Source organism: Rhizobium cerradonense (assembly GCF_030182455.1).
Lineage (GTDB): Bacteria > Pseudomonadota > Alphaproteobacteria > Rhizobiales > Rhizobiaceae > Rhizobium.
In genome coordinates, this window is record NZ_JAQJCK010000001.1 from 599,031 (window position 1) to 623,410 (window position 24,380).

General features: G+C 60.1%; 24 protein-coding genes and 1 riboswitch. Of the genes, 5 read left to right on the forward strand and 19 right to left on the reverse strand.

The features are described 5' to 3' along the window. Window positions 1-13 precede the first annotated feature (13 nt). The 9 genes from PH547_RS02925 to PH547_RS02965 all read right to left on the reverse strand — a co-directional run bounded on the left by PH547_RS02925 (window position 14) and on the right by PH547_RS02965 (window position 7,699). A complete protein-coding gene (locus tag PH547_RS02925) occupies window positions 14-487 on the reverse strand; it encodes a 3-hydroxyacyl-ACP dehydratase FabZ family protein (RefSeq protein ID WP_104823367.1) in 474 nt (157 codons plus the stop codon). Window positions 488-610: 123 nt separating this feature from the next. Next, the gene (locus PH547_RS02930) at window positions 611-895 is read right to left on the reverse strand and encodes an acyl carrier protein (protein ID WP_003495848.1); all 285 of its coding nucleotides are present in this window, start codon (window positions 893-895) and stop codon (window positions 611-613) included. 247 nt (window positions 896-1,142) lie between these two features. Continuing rightward, window positions 1,143-1,571, reverse strand: coding sequence for a L,D-transpeptidase (locus PH547_RS02935; RefSeq protein ID WP_104823368.1), 429 nt, complete (start codon window positions 1,569-1,571; stop codon window positions 1,143-1,145). A gap of 121 nt (window positions 1,572-1,692) precedes the next feature. Next, entirely contained in the window at window positions 1,693-2,673 is a 981-nt protein-coding gene (gene cbiB, locus PH547_RS02940; RefSeq protein ID WP_285167355.1) for an adenosylcobinamide-phosphate synthase CbiB, read from the reverse strand. Further along, entirely contained in the window at window positions 2,670-3,668 is a 999-nt protein-coding gene (cobD, locus tag PH547_RS02945; protein ID WP_285167356.1) for a threonine-phosphate decarboxylase CobD, read from the reverse strand. The genes cbiB and cobD overlap by 4 nt, the downstream gene beginning before the upstream one ends. Further along, window positions 3,665-4,972 (reverse strand): cobyrinic acid a,c-diamide synthase CobB, encoded by a 1,308-nt coding sequence (locus PH547_RS02950; RefSeq protein WP_285167357.1) that lies wholly within the window; start codon window positions 4,970-4,972, stop codon window positions 3,665-3,667. The genes cobD and PH547_RS02950 overlap by 4 nt, the downstream gene beginning before the upstream one ends. Next, window positions 4,969-5,817, reverse strand: coding sequence for a uroporphyrinogen-III C-methyltransferase (gene cobA / locus PH547_RS02955; RefSeq protein ID WP_285167358.1), 849 nt, complete (start codon window positions 5,815-5,817; stop codon window positions 4,969-4,971). Before cobA ends, PH547_RS02950 begins: the two co-directional genes overlap by 4 nt. A gap of 312 nt (window positions 5,818-6,129) precedes the next feature. Further along, window positions 6,130-7,080, reverse strand: a complete 951-nt coding sequence (locus PH547_RS02960; RefSeq protein ID WP_283050806.1) for a nucleoside hydrolase — start codon at window positions 7,078-7,080, stop codon at window positions 6,130-6,132. A gap of 214 nt (window positions 7,081-7,294) precedes the next feature. Beyond that, window positions 7,295-7,699 (reverse strand): cobalamin biosynthesis protein, encoded by a 405-nt coding sequence (locus PH547_RS02965; protein ID WP_283050808.1) that lies wholly within the window; start codon window positions 7,697-7,699, stop codon window positions 7,295-7,297. Window positions 7,700-7,865: 166 nt separating this feature from the next. Between PH547_RS02965 and PH547_RS02970 the strand changes: the two genes are divergently transcribed. Then, window positions 7,866-8,651 carry a TSUP family transporter gene (locus PH547_RS02970; protein WP_104823375.1) on the forward strand — a complete coding sequence of 262 codons (786 nt, stop codon included), beginning with the start codon at window positions 7,866-7,868 and terminating at the stop codon, window positions 8,649-8,651. 21 nt (window positions 8,652-8,672) lie between these two features. Here the strand turns inward: PH547_RS02970 and PH547_RS02975 are convergent, their stop codons facing one another. Next, window positions 8,673-9,785, reverse strand: a complete 1,113-nt coding sequence (locus PH547_RS02975; protein ID WP_285167359.1) for a DNA alkylation repair protein — start codon at window positions 9,783-9,785, stop codon at window positions 8,673-8,675. Window positions 9,786-9,794: 9 nt separating this feature from the next. Then, window positions 9,795-10,112 carry an antibiotic biosynthesis monooxygenase family protein gene (locus tag PH547_RS02980; protein ID WP_283050810.1) on the reverse strand — a complete coding sequence of 106 codons (318 nt, stop codon included), beginning with the start codon at window positions 10,110-10,112 and terminating at the stop codon, window positions 9,795-9,797. Window positions 10,113-10,184: 72 nt separating this feature from the next. Between PH547_RS02980 and PH547_RS02985 the strand changes: the two genes are divergently transcribed. After that, window positions 10,185-10,919, forward strand: coding sequence for a helix-turn-helix transcriptional regulator (locus tag PH547_RS02985; RefSeq protein ID WP_285167360.1), 735 nt, complete (start codon window positions 10,185-10,187; stop codon window positions 10,917-10,919). Between the two features lie 4 nt (window positions 10,920-10,923). Here PH547_RS02985 and cobO read toward each other — a convergent pair whose 3' ends face one another. From cobO to cobU, 7 genes are read right to left on the reverse strand one after another with little or no spacing between them, the layout of a single operon-like run. Beyond that, window positions 10,924-11,568 carry a cob(I)yrinic acid a,c-diamide adenosyltransferase gene (gene cobO, locus PH547_RS02990; RefSeq protein ID WP_283050813.1) on the reverse strand — a complete coding sequence of 215 codons (645 nt, stop codon included), beginning with the start codon at window positions 11,566-11,568 and terminating at the stop codon, window positions 10,924-10,926. Then, on the reverse strand, window positions 11,565-12,164 hold the full coding sequence (locus tag PH547_RS02995; RefSeq protein WP_285167361.1) for a dimethylsulfonioproprionate lyase family protein: 600 nt from the start codon (window positions 12,162-12,164) through the stop codon (window positions 11,565-11,567). Before PH547_RS02995 ends, cobO begins: the two co-directional genes overlap by 4 nt. Next, window positions 12,161-15,931 carry a cobaltochelatase subunit CobN gene (gene cobN, locus PH547_RS03000; protein ID WP_285167362.1) on the reverse strand — a complete coding sequence of 1,257 codons (3,771 nt, stop codon included), beginning with the start codon at window positions 15,929-15,931 and terminating at the stop codon, window positions 12,161-12,163. Before cobN ends, PH547_RS02995 begins: the two co-directional genes overlap by 4 nt. A gap of 24 nt (window positions 15,932-15,955) precedes the next feature. Continuing rightward, a complete protein-coding gene (locus tag PH547_RS03005; RefSeq protein ID WP_285167363.1) occupies window positions 15,956-16,255 on the reverse strand; it encodes a HigA family addiction module antitoxin in 300 nt (99 codons plus the stop codon). A gap of 11 nt (window positions 16,256-16,266) precedes the next feature. Then, the gene (locus PH547_RS03010; RefSeq protein WP_104823382.1) at window positions 16,267-16,548 is read right to left on the reverse strand and encodes a type II toxin-antitoxin system RelE/ParE family toxin; all 282 of its coding nucleotides are present in this window, start codon (window positions 16,546-16,548) and stop codon (window positions 16,267-16,269) included. A 57-nt stretch (window positions 16,549-16,605) separates the two neighbouring features. After that, complete coding sequence (gene cobW, locus PH547_RS03015) at window positions 16,606-17,655, reverse strand: cobalamin biosynthesis protein CobW (protein ID WP_104825123.1); 1,050 nt, start codon at window positions 17,653-17,655, stop codon at window positions 16,606-16,608. Between the two features lie 5 nt (window positions 17,656-17,660). Then, the gene (cobU, locus tag PH547_RS03020; RefSeq protein ID WP_104823383.1) at window positions 17,661-18,188 is read right to left on the reverse strand and encodes a bifunctional adenosylcobinamide kinase/adenosylcobinamide-phosphate guanylyltransferase; all 528 of its coding nucleotides are present in this window, start codon (window positions 18,186-18,188) and stop codon (window positions 17,661-17,663) included. A 143-nt stretch (window positions 18,189-18,331) separates the two neighbouring features. Continuing rightward, a riboswitch (cobalamin riboswitch) is annotated at window positions 18,332-18,729 on the reverse strand. A gap of 181 nt (window positions 18,730-18,910) precedes the next feature. Between cobU and PH547_RS03025 the strand changes: the two genes are divergently transcribed. Beyond that, entirely contained in the window at window positions 18,911-20,707 is a 1,797-nt protein-coding gene (locus PH547_RS03025) for a chloride channel protein (RefSeq protein ID WP_104823384.1), read from the forward strand. Here PH547_RS03025 and PH547_RS03030 read toward each other — a convergent pair. Beyond that, window positions 20,704-22,158 carry a cobyric acid synthase gene (locus tag PH547_RS03030; RefSeq protein WP_104823385.1) on the reverse strand — a complete coding sequence of 485 codons (1,455 nt, stop codon included), beginning with the start codon at window positions 22,156-22,158 and terminating at the stop codon, window positions 20,704-20,706. The genes PH547_RS03025 and PH547_RS03030 overlap by 4 nt on opposite strands. 233 nt (window positions 22,159-22,391) lie before the next feature. Here PH547_RS03030 and PH547_RS03035 point away from each other — a divergent pair, with 233 nt between their 5' ends. Continuing rightward, a complete protein-coding gene (locus PH547_RS03035) occupies window positions 22,392-22,535 on the forward strand; it encodes a hypothetical protein (protein ID WP_162950158.1) in 144 nt (47 codons plus the stop codon). Between the two features lie 818 nt (window positions 22,536-23,353). Next, window positions 23,354-24,352, forward strand: a complete 999-nt coding sequence (locus PH547_RS03040; RefSeq protein WP_104823386.1) for an ABC transporter substrate-binding protein — start codon at window positions 23,354-23,356, stop codon at window positions 24,350-24,352. The last annotated feature ends 28 nt before the right edge of the window (window positions 24,353-24,380 follow it).

Sequence of the window (24,380 nt, forward strand, 5' to 3'; positions counted from 1 at the left end):
CAAGCCGGAAACGTCAGCCATTAGCGGCGATAGCGTCGAGAAGCCCGACCTCGCCTGCCCGCTTGCGCACGATATCGGCGAGCGGCACCTCATTAAACGGCATGGTGCGCAGCTTCAACTGCGCATCGCAGATCTTCTTGCCGGCAATCGTGATCCGCGCCTTTGTCACCGCAAAGCCCGAGCCGTCATGCTCCAGTTCCGCCTCGATGTCGAGCTTTGCTTCTGGCTCGACGAAGGTACGCATCTTGGCGCCGTCGACCGACATCAGGAACGGCATATAGGCGAATTTCGTTGCCGCGAGCACCAGCATGCCCGACGCCTGCGCCATGGTCTCGATCAGAAGGACGCCGGGAACGAGCGGCATGCCCGGAAAGTGACCTTCGAAAACGGGGCTCTTGGCCGGAACGACCGAATGCGCCTTCAAAAGGCCCTTGGTGAGATCGACCGACTCGACCCGGTCAATCATCTGGAAATATTCCAGCAGCATTAACGCCTCCGATCCGACCCGGTGACGCGGTTTGGCCCGGGCAGGATACGATAGTTAAGAATGAAACCGCCCGGCCGCCATATTTCAAGGGCGGCTGGGCGTCAAAAAAAGCAAGGACGTTGCTCAGCCCTTGGCGGCGCGCAATTCGTCGATCTTGGCACAGAGGTTCTTGAGGACGAAATATTCCTCGGTCGAAACCTTGCCCTCGTTGACTTCCTGCGTCCACTGTTCCAGCGGAATCTTGATGCCGAATTCCTTGTCGATGGCGAAGACGATGTCCAGGAAGTCGAGGCTGTCGATGCCGAGGTCGTCGATCGTGTGGCTCTCTGGCGTGATCGTTTCACGGTCGATTTCGCTTGTCTCAGCGATGATGTCGGCAACTTTGTCGAATGTAGCAGTCACGCCCATACCTCTTGAAATGATAATTCAACCCTCCTCATAGGGAAATCCATTCCAAAAGCCAATGGTTTCCACCCGAGACCCCGGTAATTTGGCGAAGCACTGTTGCCTAAACAGCAAAGATACTTCCGGTGCGCAATTGCCGGAACAGCGGCCGGCATGCGAGCAAGATACGGCAGCATTGCGGCTTAGTGGCAAAGCCAAGCAAATTAGTTGCAATCCCAGCCAGATCGCTGGTGCAATGAGCAAACCGTGGTCACTGGTTGATGATAATGCGCGTGTTGCTCAGCCCCACCTGCGATGCCATCGAGAAGAAGGTCGCGGCGTTTCGCGGTTCCAGACGAACGCAGCCATGCGATGCCGGCCGGCCGAGATGCTTCAGCTCATAGGTGCCGTGCACCGCGTAGCCGCCGTTGAAGAAGACCGCATAGGGCATCGGCGCATTGTCGTATTTCTTCGAGCGATGATCGCGCGACAACCACTTCGCAGTATAGGAGCCGGTAGGGGTTACATAACCTCTGCGGGCCGTTGATACTTTCCAGCGATACTTGAAAACGCCGTCTTCGGAAACGGTCATCGTCTGCGACCGAAGATCAACACTGGCGAGAACAGTTCCAGCCTGCGCTGTTGTAACATGAAACTGCATGCATAGACATGCGGCAGCGGCCGCCGTTATTCGCTTCATTTCGCCCCTCCACCGTTTGCTTCTTTTCGAAACAATTCCGATGGAGGGAATAACTACCAGCTCTCTGATTATACTAAATTAATACAGATAGTGACCAATTCGTTAACGCAAGCGTGGCCAATCACAACAACAACAGGAATGCCGCGAAGGCGATAAGCGTCAGCATCGTGCATGCCGAATAGAAGATCGAGATGCCGCTGTCGACATCGCTGACGGTGGCGATATCGCGGCCGGAACCGTTGATCATCGGCTCGCGAACGACCTCGCCGCCGTAGACGCGCGGCCCGGCAAGCTGGATATCCAAGGCGCCTGCCATCGCCGCCTCCGGCCGGCCGGAATTCGGCGAGCGGTGCAGCCCGCCATCGCGAACCGCCACGCGGATCGTATTGCCGAGTGCCGAAATCCCCTTCTTGGCGAGCGCGCCGGCGGCAATGAACAGGATCGACAGCCGCGCGGCCGGCCAGTTGGCGATGTCGTCCAGCCGGGCCGCAGCCCAGCCGAAATCGATATAGGTCTCGGATTTATGGCCGATCATCGAATCGGCCGTATTCAGCATCTTGTAGAGAAACAGGCCCGGCAGGCCGAACACGGCATACCAGAGCGCCGGCGCCACCACGCCGTCGGAAAAATTCTCGGCAAGGCTCTCGATCGCGGCGCGGCAAACGCCGGGTTCGTCCAGCGTTTCGGGATCACGACCGACAATGCGCGATACGGCGCGGCGTCCACCGTCGAGCCCCTCGCTGCGCAACGCCTTCGATACCTCGCCGACATGATCGGCCAGGCTCTTCTGTGCCAGGAAGATCGCCACAAGGCCTGCTTCGGCCAGGATGCCGAGCCAGCCGAAGAAGGCGAGCAGCCCGTGCACGGCGAGGCCGGCTATGACCGCGCCGAAAAGCAGCGCGACAATCGACATCACGCCATTGCGGCGTCGCACCAGACCAGGCAGGCCCTTGATGTTGAAATGACCGTCGAAAAAGGAAATCGCCTTGCCGAACAGCACGACGGGATGCGGCATGCGCTGCCATAGCCAGTCCGGATCGCCGATGAGGCGGTCCAACAGCAATGCCAGAACGAGGATGAGCAGATGTTCGTCGATCGTCATATCGAATAAGCCTCGAGCGCCCCGGCAAGCCTGCGATCGGTCACCTCGTCTGGGGCAAGACCAAAGCGCAGCCAATTCGGCGCATAGTCGAACTTGCGGACAAGAATATGATGGCGGCAGAGATGCGTATATATGTCGCTCGCGCGATCATCGGCAACCAGCGCGAACAGCCCCGTGCCGCCGGCGACCTGAAGCCTGGCTTGGCGAAGGACCGCATCCAGCGCCGATCTGCGATCGAGAATGCGGTTGCGGATGGAGGTTGTGTCACCGGTCATCAACGAGGCGGCCAATGAAAGCGCCGGTCCGGAAACGGCCCACGGGCCGAGCCAATCCTCGAAACGCTCCAGGATCGAGGATTGCGCGATAACGAAACCGAGGCGCAGACCAGCCAACCCGAAGAATTTGCCGAAGGAACGGAAAATGATGAGATTCGGCATGGAGGAAGCATAAGGCGCCAGGCTGCTTTCCGGCTCCATGTCCCCAAATGCTTCGTCGACCACCAGCATGCCGCCGCGCGGCTGCAGCCGGTCGTGCAATTCCCGTAGCCGGTCGACGGACAGAGTTCGGCCATCCGGATTGTTGGGATTGACGACGATGACCAGCTTCTGTTCGGGAGTGAGATCATCGATCCCCGTAATCTTGCAGACGGGCAGACCCGCCAGCGCAAAGGCGCGGGCATATTCCCCATAAGTTGGCGACAGGATGGCCACACCGCTTGCCGATGCAAGTCGCGGCAGTAGCTGAATCACCGACTGCGTACCTGGGACAGGCAACGGCAGGATATCCCCGCTGCGATAATAGACTCTCGCCGCCGCCCTCGCCTGTTCCACCAGATGCTGATCCGGCAGCCGATGCCAGGCCGAAACGGAAATTTCCGGCAAGGCAACAGGATTGGGGTTGATGCCGGTCGATAGGTCGAGCCAGTCCTCCGGTTGCCCGCCGTAAAGACGAGCCGCCGCAGTGATGCCGCCGCCGTGTACGATCCTGTTCGTCATGCGGCGTCACCGGCAAGATCGATCAGGTGCATATAGGAACCGGCGACATTGCCGCGCTGCAGCCCGGCCGTACCAAGATCGTCCCCCAGCGCGTCTTTGACAGCGAACAGCCGATCCGCCGTACCTTCCGAGACAATGGTCGAATAATGGAATTCATGCGCCGTCATCGGTCGGTCGAAGAAAGAACCGTCAAGCGGCACCACGCGCCGGTAGCCGAGATGCCGCTGGCGCTTTTCATAGCTGGTGACGACAGGCAGCAGCCCGAGCATTTCATGACGCATGCCGGTAGCATCCACCAATCCTTCGCCAAGCACCATGTAGCCACCGCATTCGCCATAGATTCGCGCACCCCGCGCTGCGGCTGCCTTCATTGCCCCTTGAAAGCGGGATGCGGTCGCGAGCCTGCCCGCATGCAATTCCGGATAGCCGCCGGGCAAATAGATGGCGTCGGCATCATCAGCCGGCGCTTCATCGGCAAGCGGCGAGAAAAACGAAATCTCCGCCCCGCGCCGGCGCCAGCCGAGCAGCATATGCTCGTAGCAGAAGGCAAAAGCGATATCCCGCGCCACGGCGATGCGCTGCCCAAACGGCATCAGCCGGGCAATGTTGGCGGCCGATGGCCGAACGAGATTCTGGTGTGCGGCGCGCAGCAGCAGCCCGAAATCGCATGCCTTGGAGACCGTATCCGCCGCGTGCTCGATGAACGCCTCCAGGCCTGCATGTTCTCCCGCCTGCACCAGCCCGAGATGCCGCTCCGGCAACGTCAGTCCCTTGTCGCCGCGAATGACGGCGGCCACGGGAATGCGCACGGTTTCCAAGGCCCGGCGCAGCATCGCTTCATGCCGGTCGCTGCCGACGCGGTTAAGGACGACGCCGGCGATACGGACATCGGCGCGAAAATTGGCAAAGCCGCTGACGAGCGCAGCAATCGACTGCGACATCCGCGAGGCGTCGACCACGAACACGACGGAGAGTCCAAGGAAAGCGGCGAGATCGGCCGGCGTGCCCGAACCATCCGCCGCCCCGTCGAACAATCCCATCATCGCTTCGATGACCAGCATCCGCCCGCCGCCACGATGAAGCGCCGAATTGGCTGAAATCAATTCGCGGCGCATGGCCCAGGGATCGAAGTTGAGGCAGGGCGAACCGCTAGCAGCGGCGAGGAAGGCAGGGTCGATATAGTCGGGACCGGCTTTGCCTGGGGCCACCGCAATCCCCCTTTTCCGCAGCGCTCGCAGGAGGCCGAGCGTGACCGTGGTCTTGCCCGAGCCCGAAGCCGGCGCGGCGATCAGCAAGCCGCTCATGCCGGCACCTTATGACCGGTTCCCGCCCGCACCTCCGTCTCCGGCAGGAGCTTGCGGCCGGATAGAGCGCCCAGCCAGTCGAGGCAAGGCCGCAGCTTGACCACATTGCCGACCACGACGATTGCCGGCGGCTCCAGGCCGGATGCGGCGACATCGGCTTCGGCTTGCCCGAGCGTCGTTTCCAGCACTTGCTGCGCCGGCGTCGCGGCATTGCAGACGAAGGCGACCGGCTCGTCGGCCAAACGGCCAGCGGCAATGAGATTGGCGCTGATCTGCGCAATATGCTTCATCGCCATATACATGACGATAACGGGCGAGCCCTTGCCGATCGCTTCCCAATTGATCCCGTCCGGGACGACGCCGGAGGAATCGTGGCCAGTCAGGAAGGTGACGGCATGATTGACGTCGCGGTGGGTAACGGGAATGCCAGCATAGGCGAGACCGCCGATGCCGGCGGTAATACCCGGCACGATGCGAAACGGGATCCCGTGTTCGACCAGCATCAGCGCTTCTTCGCCACCGCGCCCGAATACAAAGGGATCGCCGCCCTTCAGCCGCAACACGCGCTTGCCCGCACGGGCCAGCTCGACAAGACGCAGGGAAATGTCCCGCTGCTTGGCAGACGGCTTGCCTCCGCGCTTGCCCGCATATTCCAGTATCGCACCGGGATGGGCGAGTTTCAGGCAGTCCTCGTTGACGAGCGCGTCATGGACGATGATATCGGCTTCCGCCAGTCCCTTGGCCGCCAGCAGGGTCAAAAGCCCTGGATCACCCGGCCCGGCGCCAACAAGCCAGACGGAGCCCGGCTCCAGCGCCGGCAGATTGGAAAATGCGGTATCGTTCATCCCACCTGTCCTATGCCCGGATGGGCAAAATTGCAATCTTGAGAATGGGATAAGGCCGCTCCGGCTCGACTCTCATTTCCCTCGTGGAATGATAGGATAAATCGGGTCTCAGCAGCGGCGATGCTGCGCTATTCGCTTTTCCCAAGACGACGAAGACACCGGAAAGAAGCCAACGTATCGCTTGAAATCTCCGACTCGAACTGCCAGGGCGTCGGCACAACGATCTGATAATATTATAAAATAAAAAATCTTGCGAATAAGACGCTTTCGGAGAGGGCAGCGCAGCCGTCCTCTCCCTCTGTCCTCAGCGGTTCACTTGCCGAGAATCACATCGCGGATCAGATCGATCACCGCTTGTGAACGGATGCCGGTGCAAACGATCTGGCTCGGCAGATTGTCCCATTCGTTCGGCGGAAAATGGCGCCCGTTCGGTTTGACGATCGTCTGGCCGTCGGCAATGCCGCCGCAGACGACACGTACAGAACCTTCGATCGTATCGAACAGCTCCGGCGCCACGACATAGACGCAGGCGCAGCTATCATGCACCATCATGCCGTCGTCGACCGCATGGCTGTAGAAATCGATATAGGATTGAGACAGGTCGGCCAGCAACTGCACGGACGGCCCCCCCGCCTTTGCCATGTCGGCGAGATAGCTGCGGCTCATCGTCGTGATCGCGGTCACGTCGAGGCCGACGACTACGACCTTCCAGGCTGCGGTCATGACGGCATCGGCGGCTTCCGGGTCACCGTGAATATTGGCTTCCGCCACCGGCGTGACGTTGCCCGGAACATAGAAATTGCCGCCCATGATGACGACGTCTTTCACCAGCTTGGCGATCTCCGGATCATGCTTCAGGGCCATCGCCAGATTGGTCATTCGGCCGACTGCGACAAGGGTCACCTCGCCCGGATTGGCGCGGACTGTATCGATGATGAATTGATGCGCCGGACGCGGATCGGTCGCCAGATCGATCGTTTCAGGCACTTCGATATCGCCGAGACCATTATGCCCATGCACGAAGGTAGGCCAATCCCGCTCCTTTCGCGACGGATCGAACGTGACGCTGGCGCCGCGGGCGACCGGGCACGGAATGTTCCATTCGCGCTTCAGAAACAGCGCGTTGCGCGTCGTCGTGTCGACGGAAGCATTGCCGAACACGGTGGTGACGCCGAGAAGATCGATATCCGGATGGCGATGCAGGAAGAGAAGCGCCATGGCGTCGTCGACGCCAGGGTCCGTGTCGTAAATGACCTTGTGCATGATTTTTCCTTGTTATCCTTTTGACCAGCTTGATCTTGTCCAAAGGCTGCGCCGCAGTTTTTGGGGATCATGCTCCGAAATCACCGGGGCGCACGAGAGCCGTGCTCAGCGAAATGCCTCACCATAGCCGCAGACGCCATTTCTGCAATATCGGATACAATCTCGTGCGAATTCGCCACAGATTGCGGCAAATCGATGCCAATCAGCCGAAAATTCAGCCGATTTTCGCAATTGCGGCGGTAGCAAAATCGGATTTGATTTTCGGAAGAACAAGCTCCGCAACGGGTCCGGCCGCCGCCAGTGCGGCCGCCTCGGCGACACCGTGGCAGCCCACACGCGCAAAGACGAGTTCGGACGGGTTCTTCAGACGAGGCGTCTCGCGCTCCAGGGTGGCCGCGTCGAAAAAATGCAGCGGCAATTGAAGATGAGCGGCCGTTTCTACGATTGCGGGCTCGTTGCTTCGCGTATCGATGGAGGCGACCGCAAGGACCTCCGCGACTTCTATCCCACCCTCCCGCACGGCCCGTTCGGCAAGCAGGCGCACATCGTTCCAGTCCGTACCGCGCTCGCAGCCGAGACCGAGGATGTAGCGGGGGGTGAAAGGATCAAGAGTCGTCATGGGGCCTCAGCGACGGCGGTTATGATTGGGCATAGTCTCCTTTGTCGCGCGTTCGTGTCCACCCCCCTGCCCGTCAATTTCGCCCGGTGTGTCCCTACAGCAATTGCCCTAATGTGTTTGCAGTGCCAGAAGACGTCTCAACTTCACGCCGTCGAGTTCCCCGCCCTTGCAAGACATCACCCTTCACCTGCTGCTTCTGCTCTTCGCCGCTTCCTTCTTTGCCGGTTTTGTCGACTCCATTGCCGGCGGGGGCGGACTTATCACCGTACCAGCCATGCTGCTTGCCGGCATTCCGCCATTGCAGACGCTCGGCACCAACAAGGTGCAATCAATCTTTGGTGCCGCCTCGGCGACTATTGCCTATGCCCGCCAGGGCCATGTGCGGCTTCGCACGCAATTGCCGATGGCCCTGATGGCTGTCATCGGTGGCATGCTGGGCGCTGCGCTGGCGACGATCATGCCCGGCGATGTCCTGCGCATCATCTTGCCGTTCCTGTTGATCGCCATCGCGCTTTATTTCGCCTTCAAGCCCAATCTCAACGATATCGAAAAACACGGCCGCATGAGCGCAACGCTCTTCGGGTTCACCTTCGTGCCGCTGATCGGCTTCTATGACGGCGCCTTCGGACCTGGTACCGGCTCGTTCTTCATGCTCGCCTTCGTCACGCTCGTCGGCTTCGGCATGCTGAAAGCGACGGCTCATACGAAGCTTTTGAATTTCGGCTCGAACCTCGGCAGCTTGATCGTCTTCATCTTCTCCGGCGTCATCCTATGGAAGGTCGGCCTCACCATGGGTCTCGGCCAGTTCCTTGGCGCTCAGGCCGGCTCACGACTCGCCATGCGCATCGGCGCAAGGCTGATCAAGCCGCTGCTGGTCGTCGTCTGCATCGCCTTCGCCATCAAGCTCCTGGCCGACCCGACCAATCCTGTTCGCGTCTGGCTGGGGTTCTAGTATCAGGCGGCTTTGAGGCGCTTACTGGCCCAACACGAACTCCCCGACTTGCATCGCCACGCCATTCACCATTGCATCGATCCGATGGAGACCAGGATAATGTTTGCGCGTCGTCAGGTCATCCAGGCGCAATGCCTTGGAGAATTGTGCCGTTTCACCGGGCGCCAAGGATACTGATGTCAGCTTGAAGACCTTTGTCCTTGCCATGCCGTTTGCCTTGACGAAGTGCACGGCAAAATCGACGAGCAGAGACTGCGCAGCTTCTCCCTCGTTGACGAGGGAAAAGCCGATGCGGACGATGTCGCCCATCTGCGCCTTCGCCGGCATTATCTCCGCACTGCCGACGCGAATGCCTTCGGCGGCGGAATAACCCATGGCCCCGATCGCATCCGCCTCGCCGCGCTTGACGGCGGAGCGCAGCGCATGACGGATGAGGCGCTGACGCTCCTCAGGCGCATCCACGCTCCAGCGGCGCACCGTCTCTATGAGAACGCTAGGATGATCCTTGCCGATATCGTTGAGATTGTTGGCGACGGAGCGGCGGACATAAAGCTCCGGATCATCCTTTAGCAACTCCAATAGCTCAAGCACCGGCGCCGGATCAGCCTGAAAGGCGCGGAGCCGTTGTGCCCATGGAAGACGTGGCCGCGTACCTTCCGACACCAGCCGCCGGACGTGCACATTGGCGTCGCTGGCCCACATACGCAGCCGCTCCAACGTCTCCTCCTGCCTCTTGTCGAGGAAGGTGCGGACCGAGAATTCAGCGGTAAAGCGCTTCGTCAGCTCATATTGCGCCCGCATGGACGGCTCGAAGTGATCGATGCCGTTGTCGGCAACGAAGATCGTGTGTGGCAGATAAAGAAACGGCGTCATGCCGAAATTGTCGCTGCCATTCATTTCCGGACCCAGCGAGCGAACGAGAATATCGATCGCCTCAGGATAATCTCCCGGCAAAAACACCTTGAGCGTGCGCGCTATCGCTCGCCCACGATCCATCAGTTCCAGCGGCTCGTATCCACCAAGCGTCGCCGCAACGGAGCCTTTCCGGTCGAATGCCGGATGCACCGCACCGATCATTTCGGCGATCCGGGCCGGCACCTCGGCACCGAAGCGATCCTTCAGGCGTTCAGCCATGCCATCCCCTCAAAAGCTTCGCAGTTGTTCGAAATGCAGCACGCTGGTGCCGGCATTGGCGGCATCGATCTGCATATGATCGAAATAGTTGAGGCAATCCTTGCTCGCATGCACTTTCGGCAGAGCGGCCACCGCATCAGCATGAGAGCGCCACCAGATGACATCGACATAGCTGCCGTCACAGCCGCGCACCAGTTCGCGGTTGAGATAGCCCGGCTGTTGCATCAGAAAACGATCCTGCATTCTCGCAGCCGCTTCCAGAAGTGCGCCTTCGGATACATTGGCGCGGAGCTTGAACGGCGCCCATTCCATAACTTTTCCCGTCATCGTCTTTCCTCGGGTTCAGTCAAATGCCCGTTGCTTATTGCTTAATAGGACAGATAACGACATATTTCAGCGATGGCGCGCACGGCAGATGGAACAAGGCTGAACAGGCTGGAAGAGCTGAAAGGGCTGCTTCGCGAACGTGAGCACGCGACAGCCGCCGAGCTCGCTACCGAGATGGGCGTCAGCCTGCGCACCCTCAACCGCGACATTGCGCTACTGCGCCAAAGTGGCCTGCCGATCGATGCCGACCGCGGCCGCGGCGGTGGCATGCAATTGCATCGTAGCTGGTCGCTCGGCCGGCTGCATCTCGATCATCTCGAAACGATCGACCTGCTGCTCAGCATCACTATCGCAGAAAAAGTCGGCTCGCCCTTGCTGTTGCAGCATCTGACGTCGATCAAGCGCAAGGTCTCCGCCGCCTTCACCGAAGGCTATCAGGGCCGCATCCGCGACCTGCGCCGGCGCATCATCGTCGGTGCGCCGGCAACGCTCAATGTCGTCAACAGCTATGTGCCGCCGAGCCGCGCCAATCTTGCGCTGATATCCCAAGCCTTCTTCGAGCAGCGGCAGGTGATCATCGATTACGAGGCCGGCGACGGCGTTGTCACCAGCCGCCGGATCGAGCCGCAATTCCTCTATTTGAATGCGCCCGTCTGGTATCTCATCACCTGGGATCACCTGCGGGATGACATCAGAACCTTCCGCGTCGATCGCATCCGCGCGGCAGAACTCCAGCCGGCAACCTTTCGCATCGGCGATCCGAAGATCTACATCGCCGCCGCGGACCGAAGCGCCTCGCTTCTCTAATTCCTCAGAATTCGACGCCCGGCTGTCCCTTGATGCCGGAGCGGAACGGATGCTTGATCAGCTCCATCTCGGTGACGAGGTCGGCGATCTCGATCAGCTCTTCCTTGGCGTTGCGGCCAGTCAAAACGACATGCGTCATGTACGGCTTCTCCGTTTTCAGGAAGTCGAGGACGTCGTTGATATCGAGATAATCATAGCGGAGCGCGATGTTGATCTCATCGAGAAGCACCATCGAATTGCGCTCGTCGCGAATCAAATCCTTGGCCTTCTCCCAGGCTGCCGCAGCGGCCGCCACGTCGCGGGCACGATCCTGCGTCTCCCAGGTGAACCCCTCGCCCATGGTATGAAACTGGCAGATATCGGAGAAATGCTTTTCGATCAGATCCCGCTCGCCGGTCCACATCGCGCCCTTGATGAACTGCACCACTGCGCACGGCTTCCTGTGAGCGATGTGACGGAAAATCATGCCGAACGCGGATGACGACTTGCCTTTGCCCTTGCCGGTATGGACGATGATCAGTCCCTTCTCGTCCGTCTTCGTTGCCATGATCTTGTCGCGCGCGGCCTTTTTCTTGGCCATCTTGTCGGCATGGCGTGCGTCATCGTTCTTCGGTGCTTCAGTGCCCGTTTCGGCTGGTTCTTCGCTCATTCTGCTCTCCCTGCAATTGTCGATTTCTGCGCCAGTGGCCCGCCACGCCAAAGATAAAGCGCCACCAGCGGTATCCCCTCGGTTCGCATCGCATGGCGAATATCCGAGGGATGATGAATGATTTCGCCTGTCCAGCGCGGCAGGAAGACTTGACTGTCCTTGCTCCACAGCGAACCGTCAGTCAGCGGAATATAGATTTCCTCGGCGAGGTGATGGTGATCCGGATAATGCACGTCCGGTCCAAGCAGCAGAAAGCCGCCGGCCATTTCATCGCTGACGAAGTGGCCGCGCGTGCCGAAAAGCTCGACCCAACCGTATCTCTGCAGAAAATCGGCGCCGAAATCAGTGATGTTATAGGTCTGCGCCCAGTGCAATGCGTCTGCCGCACCTACGAGGCTGGAAAACAATTCACTTTCCGCGACGTCGGCTGGCCGGTGGAGATCGTTCAGATAACTCACGACCGGCAGACTACGTGCCGCAAGTAACCGCCCGCCCATCCGCCAATCAAAGCCTGCAATGAAACGCCTCAATATGGGATCGCTCCGCGAAGCGACATAGCGCTGGAAGGCTTGAAGAAGATCGTCGACCGCACTCAAGCTACGACCTCCTTGTCAGTCAAAGTCTCCAGATCGAAGCGTGCCGAATTGCTACGTGGCGTCCAGAGTTGGCGATCGATCGCTTCGAGCAGACGCTCTTGCATCTCTCGTAAAGCCGCCGGATTCTTCTCCGCCATGAAATCGCGAACCAGGGGATCGACGACAAAGGCCTGGTAGACCGCCTCGAAATGATGGTTGCGCACGGCGCCCGTGGTTGCGGCGAAAGCGAAGAGGTAGTCGACCGTGGCTGAAATCTCGAAGGCGCCCTTATAACCATGGCGCATCACGCCATCGATCCACTTCGGATTGACGACACGGCCGCGCACGACACGGCCGATCTCCTCTTCCAGCGAGCGGATAACCGGCTTTTCCGGGCGGGAATGGTCGTTGTGATAGATCGACGGACGAGCGCCCGCGAGCTGCTCCGCAGCAGCCGCCATACCACCTTCAAACTGGTAGTAACCGTCGCTGTCCAGCAGGTCGTGCTCTCGATTGTCTTGATTCTGTACGACTGCCTGAATCGAGCGCAACCGCTCCTCGAACACGCCGCGCTCGGCTTTCCCGTCCTCGCCTGCGCCATAGGCATAGCTGCCCCAGACGAGATAGGCCTCCGCCAGATCGGCGCGACGCTCCCAGCCCTTCTCGTCGATCAATGCCTGCAGTCCGGCTCCATAGGCGCCGGGCTTGGAACCGAAGATACGGTAACCGGCTCGCCGGCTCGCCGAAGCCTCGTCCAGCCCTGCCGCCTCCAGCCGCCTAATCTCGCCGCGCATGCGTGCCGCGATGGGATTGTCTACGGCATCCTCATCCAATGCCCCGACCGCGCGGACCGCCTTGTCGAACAGCGCGATCTGCTCCGGAAAGGTATCGCGGAAGAAGCCGGAAATTCGCAACGTCACATCGACACGCGGCCGCCCGAGCTTTGCCGGCGCAATGATCTCATAGCCGGTAACCCGCCGCGAGGTCATGTCCCAGACGGGCCTGACACCGATCAAGGCCAGCGCCTGGGCAATATCGTCACCGCCGGTGCGCATATTCGACGTGCCCCAGGCCGTCAGCCCGAAGGAAACCGGCCACTCACCGTGATCCTGCACGTAGCGGCGGACTAACAGCTCCGCCGACTTCTTGCCCAGCTCATAGGCCGCCGGCGTTGGCACGGCGCGGCTATCGACGGAATAGAAATTCCGACCCGTCGGCAAAACATCCGGCCTACCGCGTGTCGGCGCCCCTGAGGGGCCTGGCGGCACAAACCGGCCGTCGAGGCCTTTTATCAAGGCGGCAATCTCCGCATCGCCGCACGCGAGAATGGACGGCTGCAGTTGGGAGAAAATCCCCTCAAGAACCATGTGGGTGTTTACCCAGCTCTCTGGACAGACCATCCCGGGTGAGACAAGTTGAGCGGCCAACAACTCGATACGTTCGACAGTGTCGCCTTGCGTGCGCCAGGGCGCATCGGAGATGTCTTGCAGGATAGAGGGGCGCGGGCCGAGCCATTCGTCCGCCATATCGCAGTCCAGAGGATCGAACGACATAGGCTGCTTCAACGCATCCCGCGCGATCGCCCGTTGCAAACTCTGATCGCCGCCCTCACCCAAGCCGCGCGGTACACGCGCCAGGGCCACCGTCAAATCCGCGAGCAGCCTTCCGGACGGCGAGACGCCGAAAACATGCAGTCCGTCACGGATCTGCATTTCCTTGAGATCGCAGAGATAGGCGTCGAGTTTCTTCAGCGCCTCATCCTCACCTTCGCCCTGGGCAATGCCCGCATCCTGATCGAGGCCGATATCGGCGACCAGATCGAGAATCTGTTTGCGCAGCAGCCGAATACGGCGAGGATCGCCGCCGGAAGCCTCATAGTATTCGTCCACCAGCGCTTCGAGGTCCTTGAGCGGGCCGTAGCTTTCGGCGCGTGTTAAAGGCGGGGTCAGGTGGTCGATGATCACGGCGCTCGCGCGGCGCTTGGCCTGCGTGCCCTCGCCTGGATCATTGACGATGAACGGATAGAGATGCGGCAACGGCCCGAGAATCGCTTCGGGATAGCAGGTTTCTGACAGCGCCAGGGCTTTCCCCGGCAGCCATTCGAGATTGCCATGCTTGCCCATATGAATGACGGCATGCGCGCCGAAAGACCGGCGCAGGAATGCATAGAAAGCGAGATAGCCATGCGGCGGCACGAGGTCCGGCGAATGATAGCTTTCCTTCGGATCGATATTATAGCCGCGCGCTGGCTGGATACCCACCAGCACGTCGCCGAAGTGGGTGAAGGGCAGTGCAAAGGCACCTTCGCGAACATAGGGATCGCTCTCCGGATCACCCCAACGCGCAGTAATCTCGTCCTGAATCTGAATAGGAAGAGATGAGAGGAAATTCTTGTATTCGCTTATAGAAATGGTCTCGCGCACGACCTTTCCGTCGTGGCCGGAATTGGTCGGCCCGTCCATCAGGTGCCGCATGAGCGCATCGCCATCGGCAGGCAGATCGGCAACCGGATACTCCGCCGCCTGCATCGCTTTCAGCACTTCCATCGTGCCCGCCGGCGTATCGAGCCCGACGCCGTTACCAAGCCGTCCGTCGCGGTTCGGATAGTTGGCCATGACGAGCGCCACGCGCCGATCTCGCGGGCGCGTTTTGCGCAATCCCGCCCAATTGGCCGCCAATCGGGCGGTATAGCGCATGCGGTCGGCTGCCGGCTCGCTGGCAACGATATTGGCCTCGACACGATCGTCATAACGCGCCGCCGCCTTGAAGGAGACGGCACGAGCCAGTACGCGCCCATCCACCTCCGGCAGCGCGACATTCATGCCGAGATCACGTGCGGAAAGCCCTTGTGACGAAGCATCCCAAGCCTCTCGCGATGAAGCCGAAAAGATCGCCTGCAGCACGACGGCGTCACTCGCCTCCAATACGGTCGGCTGCCGATCCGCGCCCGGCGCCGAAACGGCAAAACCGGTCGTGTTGATCACGACATCGGGCTTCAGCTCGCCGAAAACGCTTTCGAGAATACCGACAGAAACCGGATCCTTGAGGCTATAGGCAAAGACCGGCAATGGCCGCATGCCCTCGGTGATCAGCGCCTCTATCATGGCTTCGACCGGCTTGGTTTCACCGCTCTGCACGAGGGCACGATAGAACGAAATAGCGACGGTCGGGGGTTCAAATCCCTCTCCCGCTACCATCGAAGATGCTGAGATATTTCTCCACTCCTCGGTCCCAATCACGCCCCTGCCCGGCCACCAGATCCCCGCCTTCATCAACGGAGCGGCCGGCGCCGGTTTTTCGGCGCCCGACAGCAACGCCCCGGCGTAGCCGAGAAAGTCACGAGAATTCGCGTCGCCGCCTTCGATCAGATAGGACCAAAGCGCGTTGAGGTCCTCGAGCGCAACATTGGAGAACGGCGTCAGCCCGGGATCAGGCTTGGAATCTCCCGGAAGTACCGCGATAAGCGCACCGCCGCGTACGGCGCAGGCATGCAACGCCTCGAGCGCATAGTGGAAATAGCTGGCACCGCCAAGCGCCCTGACGATAATCAGCTTCGCATGCCGAGCCGTCCGTTCGATATAGGTATCGACGGACATCGGATGCTTGAGGCTCATCAAGCTCGCAAGCCGCAACGAATAGGCGGCTTCCCCCTGCCCATGGGCGGCAGCTATCGCCGCAAGCTCCGTATCGGCGGCCGACAGAAACAGGATATCGCCCGGCGACTGGCCAAGATCAATCGCCTCCTCACCGTCGCTGATCGTTCCCTTTTGGGCTAGGAGGAGATGCATGCCGCCCCAATTCGTTTCATTGATTTAAGCCGCTTCAAGCGGCTTGATGGCCGCGAATACATCGCTCTTTTCCGCTTGCGCGATCGCGAGATCATAACCCGTTTGCATCGCCATCCAGAAATCTGGCGTCGTGCTGAAAAACCGCGCGAGCCGAAGTGCCGTATCCGCCGTGACCCCGGTGTCCTCCGAAACCAGCCTCTCAATACGCGTTCGAGGCACGTTAAGATGTTTCGCCAAAGCACCGGCGCTCATCGTCAATGGCTTCAGATACTCCTCCCGCAAGATTTCACCCGGATGGATCGGCGGAAGTTTGGTCTCGGTCATGTTACGCTCCATCAGTGATAATCCACGATCTCGACATCACGCGGTCCAGCTTCGGTCCATAGGAAGCAAATGCGCCATTGATCGTTGATTCTGATCGAATACTGGCCAGAACGATCACCTTGCAAACGCTCCAGCCGATTGCCGGGAGGCGATCGCAGGTCGTCCAGCACAACCGCATAGTTCAATATCGTCAGCTTGCGTTGCGCGGAACGAACGAGGTCGGCTGGAAAGCCCTTTGGCACGTTTCCTGAGGCCACAGCTTCGGCGAACTTCCCCTTGTATGAAACGATCACCGCTATCTCAACTTCCGCCTAAGCAGTATATCCAATGTATCATGACATGATACAAAATCAAGCTAACTGCTCGATCGCCTTGCGCACGATCTCCTCGTCCATCTCGTGCAGCCCAATCACCACAAGCCGCGTCTGACGCTCTTCGCCCGGCGTCCAGGCGCGGTCGAAATAATGGTCGATGCGGCTGCCGACGGCCTGGATCTGCAAGCGCATCGGCTTGCCGGGCACATCGACAAAACCCTTGAGGCGCAGGACATCGTGTTCGGCAATCACGCCCTTCAAGTTCTCGATAAAGGCAAGCGGATCGGCGATCGGGCCGAGCTCGACGATGAAGCTGTCGAATTCGTCATGATCATGCGGTGCGCCGTCCTCGTGTTCCAGCTCGTGATGTGATTTGCGGTTGGCGATATCGCCTTCGGTGCCGATGCCGAGGCCGAGGAGGATGGCGGCCGGAACCTCACCATTTTTCGCTTCGATGATCGTCGGCTTGCGGGCGGTGCGAGAGGCAACTTCGGTACGGACGCGACCAAGGCCAGCGACATCGATCAGGTCGGTCTTGTTGAGAACGATAAGATCGGCGCAGTGCAATTGATCCTCGAACAGCTCCTCGATCGGGCTTTCGTGATCAAGCGATTCGTCTTCGACACGACGGGCTTCGACAGCATCGTGATCATCGGCAAAACGGCCGGCGGCGACAGCGGCGCTATCGACCACGGTGATGACGCCGTCGACGGTGACCTGGGTGCGGATATCCGGCCAGTTGAAAGCAGCGACGAGGGGCTGCGGCAACGCCAGACCGGAAGTCTCGATGACGATATGATCGGGACGCGCATCACGCTCCAAAAGCTTGGTCATGGTTGGGATGAAATCGTCTGCGACCGTGCAGCAGATGCAGCCGTTGGTCAGCTCGATAATGTCGTCCTCGGTGCAGTTTTCCGCGCCGCAGCCCTTCAGCACGTCACCATCGACGCCAAGATCACCGAACTCGTTGATGATCAGGGCGATCTTCTTCCCACCGGTGTTCTGCAGGAGGTTGCGGATCATCGTCGTCTTGCCGGCGCCAAGGAAGCCGGTGATGACGGTGGCGGGAATTTTTTCCTGATTCATGCAGATCAACCCTTCATTTTCAGCGGCAGCCCCGCCGCGATAAAATAGACTTCGGCGCTTGCCGCCGCGAGCATCTGGTGCAACCGGCCGGCATGATCGCGAAACTCGCGTGCCATACGGTTTTCAGGCACGATGCCGAGCCCGACCTCATTGGAAACGAGGACGAGGCGCGACTTTGCGCCTGGTAGAAATTCTGTGAGAGCGGAAAATTCCGCCGCGATGTTGCGCTCGGCCATCATCAGGTTGGTGACCCAAAGCGTCAGGCAATCGACGAGAACAGCGCGGTCCTCGCCGTCGATCGCCGCCAGCCGCGCCGTAAGATCGAGCGGCTCCTCATGCGTCGTCCAGAGAAGATCACCCCGTTCGGCGCGATGTTGTGCGATGCGATCGCGCATTTCGTCGTCCCAGGCCTGGCCCGTCGCCACGTAATGACGATCGAGGCCGGTATCCGAGATCAGCGATTCGGCGAATCGGGATTTACCGGAGCGTGCGCCGCCGAGAACAAGAACGGCGCGGGACGGTGAGGATAGCATCGGCTATTTCCGCCCCGACACAAAGGCGACCGCGGGCGCGATGCCGCCAAAGCCGCAAAGCAGGCGCCTGCGCGCCCAAAATTCATTTCGCGCCATGACAACCTCCGTGCTGGCAGCCGAGACATCCGTCCCTGGGGTGGGCCTTGTGCCCGGCACGTATGGCAGGTCTCCTGGCTCGCGGATGAGGCGCAGCAAGCGGGGCAAACCGAAATCGGTCGCCTCCGCTCCTGCACCAGCGGATCTCCCTCGCCTTCCCGGCAAACATCATGAAAAGGCGGACGATTCGTAGAATTAGAGGCGTCCAGCCCTGGTTGATCATGATGCCACGCCAGTGGCTTTTCCGGCTCGAAGCTGCTTTCACCTGCCCGCACCACGCGGACCATCAGCAAAATACCCCCCAAACCGGATGAAAGACCCTGACCGCTCTACAGTCGCGGGGTCGGCTGTGATGAGAACGCCCGAGTTGGGTCCGCCCCTTCACATTCCCTTTTCATCCCATGCGACAGATCGCCGCTCGGGAACCATTCGTTATGCCGCAATGATTAGGCTTTCGGTCCCGGCAAGTCAATCAAGGCCGGCCGATACGACATCGGCTGTCCTAACGGCGAAATATGCATAAAAGTCGCAGCGGTTTGGCGCTCTTTTTGCCGTATTTCTTTGATGTTAGGAGTTTATAGAAGCCAAGCACGTAGCTTTGAGCAAAAAACTGTCGTCTGTTCCCCATGTTGCAGAAATTCCAACCGCGCCGCCTCGGCGTCTTCTCCGCCCTATTCGAACTTGGTCGGTTCAGGGCATTGCTGCGTCGTGGCGAATTGGGGCTGGTTTTCGCCGGCGCCCTGGCGGGAATAGTCTCCGGTTGCGCCGTAACAGCGATGAGCTTTGTCTCGCGCAAGCTTCACAGCGCCATCTATGGGATCACCGACTATGAGCGCCTGAGTTCGGCAGCGGTAGCTATACCAGACAAGTCGGTGCTTCTGATCGCGCCCATAGCCGGCGGCATCATCCTCGGCATCTTGCTCTATATATTGTCGCGCACGCGCAAGAAGCCGATGGTCGACCCGATCGAAGCCAATGCGCTGCACGGTGGCCGTATGTCGCTCACCGATAGTATCCTCGTTGCGGTGCAAAACCTGATCTCGAACGGTTTCGGCGCGTCGGTCGGGCTTGAAGCTGGCTACACGCAGCTTGCCGCCGGCATTGCGTCGAAATTCGGCTATAAGATGCAGATGCGCCGCGCCGACCTGCGCATGCTCGTCGGTTGCGGCGCTGCCGGCGCCATCGCCGCCGCGTTCAATGCGCCGCTCACCGGCGCCTTCTACGCTTTCGAGCTGATTATCGGAAGTTATTCCATCCTCACCCTGACGCCGGTCGTCGTCTCAGCGCTGATATCGACCATGATCGCAAGATTGCTCGCCGGTGACGACTTCGCCATCGACATCGATCATTTCGGTGCGATCGTCCCTGCCGACTATCTTCCGGCTGTCCTGCTCGGTGCTTTCTGCGCCGGTATAGGCATCCTGATCATGCAAGGCGTCGCCTGGGTCGAAGAGTTTGCACGCAAGAGTTCCATCGCACCGCCCTTCCGCCCCGCGCTCGGCGGCCTTGTCGTCGGCCTGTTGGCGCTGATCTCGCCGCAGGTTCTGTCGGCTGGCCACGGCGCACTGCATCTCAACCTGTCGACAAATGTGACCCTCAGCGCATTGGCCGGACTTTTCATCCTGAAATCACTGGCCTCTGCCGTGTCGATCGGATCCGGTTTCAGAGGCGGCTTGTTCTTTGCGTCGCTGTTCATGGGCGCGCTGCTCGGCAAAATCTTCGCCTATTGCGGCCCCTATTTCGATCACGCCACACTGACGCCGGCCGTCTATGCCGTGGTCGGCATGAGCTCGCTTGCCGTCGCCATCATCGGCGGCCCCTTGACCATGACCTTCCTGGCGCTGGAGATCACCGGCGATTTTCCGATCACCGCCCTGGTGCTCGCCGCCGTCATTACCTCGTCGCTCGTCGTGCGCACCACCTTCGGCTATTCCTTCGCAACATGGCGCTTCCATCTGCGCGGCGAAAGCATCCGCAGCGCCCATGATGTCGGCTGGATCCGCAATCTGACGGTCGTCCGCATGATGCGCCCGGACGTCCACACGGCTGATGTCAACACGAGCATCGAGGAATTTCGTCACCGCTTTCCGATCGGCTCGGCGCAGCGCGTCATTCTTATCGACAAGGACGAGAAATATGCCGGCATGGTGCTGATGCCGGACATTTATGCGAGCCCGGTCGAGAAGGACGACGAGGAACACGGCCTCGCCGATTTCATCCGCCATCGCAACGATTTCCTGCAGCCGCAGATGAACGCCAAGCAGGCCGCCGCCCTGTTCGACCAGACGCAAAGCGAAGCACTGGTGGTGATCAACGACCTGATCGAGCGCAAGGTGATCGGCCTGCTCACCGAGAGCTATACGCTGCGCCGCTACAGCGAAGAACTCGACCGCCGCCGCCGCGAAGTGTCGGGCGAAATTTAGTACACGAGGCTGTCGAGCCAGGCCGGATCAAGCACCGCTTCCAGCTCCGTTGCAATCTGGTCCAGAGCCGCCTCGACGCCGGCGCGGTAATCCATCCGCTCGCCGGTCAGGCCGAAGCTTGCAAGCAGCTTTGCCCGGTAGGCGTCGCTGGTGAAAAGCCCGTGCAGATAGGTGCCCATGATCAGGCCGTCGCTGGAAAGCGCACCATCCGGCCGGCCGTCGATCATCGTCGAGGGCCGGTCGCAATCGGTGCCGCGAGTCACGCCGAGATGGATTTCATAGCCCGAGAGCGGTGCGTCGTATTCCCTGGAAAAAGCCACGCTGTTGCGCAATGTCTTTTCCGGCGCCATCTCGGTCTCGACATCGAGCAGGCCAAGCCCCGGTATCTCCGTCACCGATCCCTCTATGCCGAGCGGATCATGCACCACGCGGCCGAGCATCTGATAACCGCCGCAAATGCCGATGACGCGGCCCCCGCGGCGGACATGATCAGCTATATCCTGATCCCACCCCTGCGCCCGCAAATCCATCAGGTCGCCGATGGTCGATTTCGAGCCCGGCAGGATTACGAGTCCTGCGTCCGCGGGCAACCGCTCGCCAGGGCGCACGAAGACGAGATCGACATCGGGCTCGGCGCGCAGCGGATCGAGATCGTCGAAATTGGCGATGCGCGGCAAGACAGGCACTGCGATCTTCAACGCGCCATCCGAGCCGCGCGCCAGCCGCTCCAGCACGACCGAATCCTCGGCTGGCAGCCGGCCCGCCGCCTTTAGCCAGGGCACGACGCCATAGCAAGGCCAGCCAGTGAAGCCCCCAATGGCATCCACCCCTTCGCCGAACAGCGAGATATCGCCGCGAAACTTGTTGATCAGGTAGCCACGGATCATCCGCCGGTCTTCCTCGGGCAGGATATGATGGGTGCCAACCAGCGAAGCGATCACGCCCCCGCGATCGATATCGCCGACGAGCACGACCGGGACATTAGCGCGGGTGGCAAAACCCATATTGGCGATATCGCCCTTCCTGAGATTGATCTCGGCCGGCGAACCGGCGCCCTCGACGATCACCAGATCGGTACCGGCGCGCATGGTCGCAAAGCTTTGCAGCACGGCGCCGAGCAATTGCGGCTTCAGCGCCTGGTAATCCCTGCCCTTTGCCTGCCCCCAGACCTTGCCCTGCACGATGATCTGGCTGCCGGTTTCTGATTGCGGCTTCAGCAGCACCGGGTTCATATGCACCGATGACGGCACGCGCGCGGCCAGCGATTGCAGCCATTGCGCCCGGCCAATTTCGCCGCCGTCCTCGGCGACCGCGGCATTGTTCGACATGTTCTGGGGCTTGAAAGGGCGCACCCGAACGCCCCTGTTGGCAAACAGCCGGCAGAGTCCGGCGACCAATACCGTTTTTCCGACATCGGAGCCGGTCCCCTGCAGCATGATCGCCTTCGTCATCCGTTATCGCTCCGATATGGCACTACGACCGAAAACCCTGGTTTCGCCTTGATTCTGCCGCGATGATTAACAGCGAAAAGCCGGATCTGCGAGGCAAAAAAGCATCACGTCCTCACATACTCTATTTGCGACATTCGATGACGACTTCATCCATTGTTCGGCGCACTGAAGAGGATTATCTCCGTCGCCAATCAAACAACGAATGCCGGTCGATCCGGCCCGAGGAAACCCCGATGCTCTTCATCTTCAACAACAAGAATTCCATCCAGATCGCCTGGAATTCGAAACTGCCGTCGCGCCGCCCCGAGAGCCGCCTGCAGCAGCTCGATACCCGCTTCGGCCCGATCGGTTTCATCCGCACCTACAGCGTCGGTTGATAGGCCGTCAAGGCCGCCAACCGACCGCACATCAAGCCGCCATGCGAGAGCATAGGCGGCTTTGCTGTTTCCGCCATTCAGGTGCGCCGTGGTCCGTCCGCACCTCGGGAATATCCTATATCGATTCTGCCTGAGACCGTTAGCCTAAGCCCAAAACGCGAAAACCGCGCGATCTCCAGATCGACGCGGTTTGCCAAAAACGCCGGCTCGCTTGCATTTCACACTGCAAGGCTCGCTTCCTCCGGTACGCACTACCTGATCCGGAGAGGCAGGTTTGTCCCCCGCCACGTCCAGATTGATAGCCGGACATCGTTACCGGAGGGTTATTAAGAGCTTAAATAAGGATGAATCCGAAAATTTTTTGAATTTTTTTCGGCTTGCCTCGACAGACTGAAAACGGCGCGAATGGAATAAAAAAGGTCTTTGCCGGGCGCGATATTTTAGCGATGTTTAATCGCTACGGGTTCGCTTGCCTCTTCCATAACCATTTTACAGCCATGAATAGCAGAAAACAGGCTAATTCAAGCGCTTATATAAGCTTTTCGACAAGGCGTGGTAAGCCCGCACGGTCGACGGCAGGTTGATTTCTTCACTCAAATCCTTAGGCTGCATCCTGTCGATGCGAAAAAGAGCACGGTCGCGACATGGTTCGTAGCCGCATAAAGAGCAAGCGCACGACTGAAAAACAGGGGACCGGACAGACGTCGTCAGCGGCGAGTGAACGGTTGTGGTGCGACCACGCTGACGGGGGATCGGCAGGCATCATGTCTGCTGGAGTCGATTCCCGTAACTTAACGAGAACTGGGAGACATTATCCAATGAAGAAGCTCATTGCTTCCGCCATCTTTGCATTTGGTGCCTATGCTTTGGCTGGCTCGGCGCAGGCTGCGGAATGCGGCGACGTGTCAATTGCTGAAATGAACTGGGCGTCCGCCGGCGTCGCCGCGCAGGTCGACAAGATCATCCTGCAGAACGGCTATGGCTGCAACGTGACGCTGGTCACCGGCGACACGCAGCCGACCTTCGCCTCCATGGACGAGAAGGGCGAGCCCGATGTCGCGCCCGAACTCTGGGTCAATGCCGTGCGCACCGCGCTCGACAAGGCCGTTTCCGAAGGCCGCCTGATCGAGGCCGCCCCCCTTCTCAGCGACGGCGGCGTCGAAGGCTGGTGGATTCCGAAATTCATGGCCGACGCCCATCCGGATATCAAGACCGTTCAGGACGCGCTGAAGCATCCGGAACTTTTCCCCGCCCCGGAAGATTCCTCAAAGGGCGCAGTCTACAATTGCCCGTCGGGCTGGAACTGCCAGATTTCCACGGCCAATCTCTATAAGGCGCTTGGCGCCGAGAAGCTCGGCTTCACGCTGGTGGACACCGGCTCGGCCGCTGGTCTCGACGGCTCGATCGCCAACGCCTTCGAAAAGAAGACCGGCTGGCTCGGCTACTACTGGGCTCCGACCGCGATCCTCGGCAAGTACGAGATGGTGCGCCTGAGCTTCAACGTGCCGCATGACAAGAAGGAATGGGATGCCTGCACGGCCATCCAGGATTGCGCCAATCCGAAGGTCAACTCCTATCCGGTTTCCGACGTCTATACCGTCGTGACCAAGGCGTTTGCCTCCAAGGCAGGTATTGCCATGGATTACGTCAAGACCCGCAAATGGGACAACGGCACGGTCGGCAAGGTTCTGGCCTGGATGACGGACAATCAGGGCACCAACGAAGACGGCGCAAAATACTTCCTGAAGACCTACCCCGATATGTGGACCAAGTGGGTATCTCCAGAAGTAGCCACCAAGGTGAAGGCTTCGCTTTGACATGAAACGCGTGGACTGGCGGCCGGCA

What these genes read in the sequence shown, in the direction of transcription:
- PH547_RS02925 (WP_104823367.1), bottom strand. Translation starts at nt 487, where the DNA reads ATGCTGCTGGAATATTTCCAGATGATTGACCGGGTCGAGTCGGTCGAT.
- PH547_RS02930 (WP_003495848.1), bottom strand. Translation starts at nt 895, where the DNA reads ATGGGCGTGACTGCTACATTCGACAAAGTTGCCGACATCATCGCTGAG.
- PH547_RS02935 (WP_104823368.1), bottom strand. Translation starts at nt 1,571, where the DNA reads ATGAAGCGAATAACGGCGGCCGCTGCCGCATGTCTATGCATGCAGTTT.
- cbiB (WP_285167355.1), bottom strand. Translation starts at nt 2,673, where the DNA reads ATGACGATCGACGAACATCTGCTCATCCTCGTTCTGGCATTGCTGTTG.
- cobD (WP_285167356.1), bottom strand. Translation starts at nt 3,668, where the DNA reads ATGACGAACAGGATCGTACACGGCGGCGGCATCACTGCGGCGGCTCGT.
- PH547_RS02950 (WP_285167357.1), bottom strand. Translation starts at nt 4,972, where the DNA reads ATGAGCGGCTTGCTGATCGCCGCGCCGGCTTCGGGCTCGGGCAAGACC.
- cobA (WP_285167358.1), bottom strand. Translation starts at nt 5,817, where the DNA reads ATGAACGATACCGCATTTTCCAATCTGCCGGCGCTGGAGCCGGGCTCC.
- PH547_RS02960 (WP_283050806.1), bottom strand. Translation starts at nt 7,080, where the DNA reads ATGCACAAGGTCATTTACGACACGGACCCTGGCGTCGACGACGCCATG.
- PH547_RS02965 (WP_283050808.1), bottom strand. Translation starts at nt 7,699, where the DNA reads ATGACGACTCTTGATCCTTTCACCCCCCGCTACATCCTCGGTCTCGGC.
- PH547_RS02975 (WP_285167359.1), bottom strand. Translation starts at nt 9,785, where the DNA reads ATGGCTGAACGCCTGAAGGATCGCTTCGGTGCCGAGGTGCCGGCCCGG.
- PH547_RS02980 (WP_283050810.1), bottom strand. Translation starts at nt 10,112, where the DNA reads ATGACGGGAAAAGTTATGGAATGGGCGCCGTTCAAGCTCCGCGCCAAT.
- PH547_RS02985 (WP_285167360.1), top strand. Translation starts at nt 10,185, where the DNA reads ATGGCGCGCACGGCAGATGGAACAAGGCTGAACAGGCTGGAAGAGCTG.
- cobO (WP_283050813.1), bottom strand. Translation starts at nt 11,568, where the DNA reads ATGAGCGAAGAACCAGCCGAAACGGGCACTGAAGCACCGAAGAACGAT.
- cobN (WP_285167362.1), bottom strand. Translation starts at nt 15,931, where the DNA reads ATGCATCTCCTCCTAGCCCAAAAGGGAACGATCAGCGACGGTGAGGAG.
- PH547_RS03005 (WP_285167363.1), bottom strand. Translation starts at nt 16,255, where the DNA reads ATGACCGAGACCAAACTTCCGCCGATCCATCCGGGTGAAATCTTGCGG.
- cobW (WP_104825123.1), bottom strand. Translation starts at nt 17,655, where the DNA reads ATGAATCAGGAAAAAATTCCCGCCACCGTCATCACCGGCTTCCTTGGC.
- cobU (WP_104823383.1), bottom strand. Translation starts at nt 18,188, where the DNA reads ATGCTATCCTCACCGTCCCGCGCCGTTCTTGTTCTCGGCGGCGCACGC.
- PH547_RS03025 (WP_104823384.1), top strand. Translation starts at nt 18,911, where the DNA reads ATGTTGCAGAAATTCCAACCGCGCCGCCTCGGCGTCTTCTCCGCCCTA.
- PH547_RS03030 (WP_104823385.1), bottom strand. Translation starts at nt 22,158, where the DNA reads ATGACGAAGGCGATCATGCTGCAGGGGACCGGCTCCGATGTCGGAAAA.
- PH547_RS03035 (WP_162950158.1), top strand. Translation starts at nt 22,392, where the DNA reads ATGCTCTTCATCTTCAACAACAAGAATTCCATCCAGATCGCCTGGAAT.
- PH547_RS03040 (WP_104823386.1), top strand. Translation starts at nt 23,354, where the DNA reads ATGAAGAAGCTCATTGCTTCCGCCATCTTTGCATTTGGTGCCTATGCT.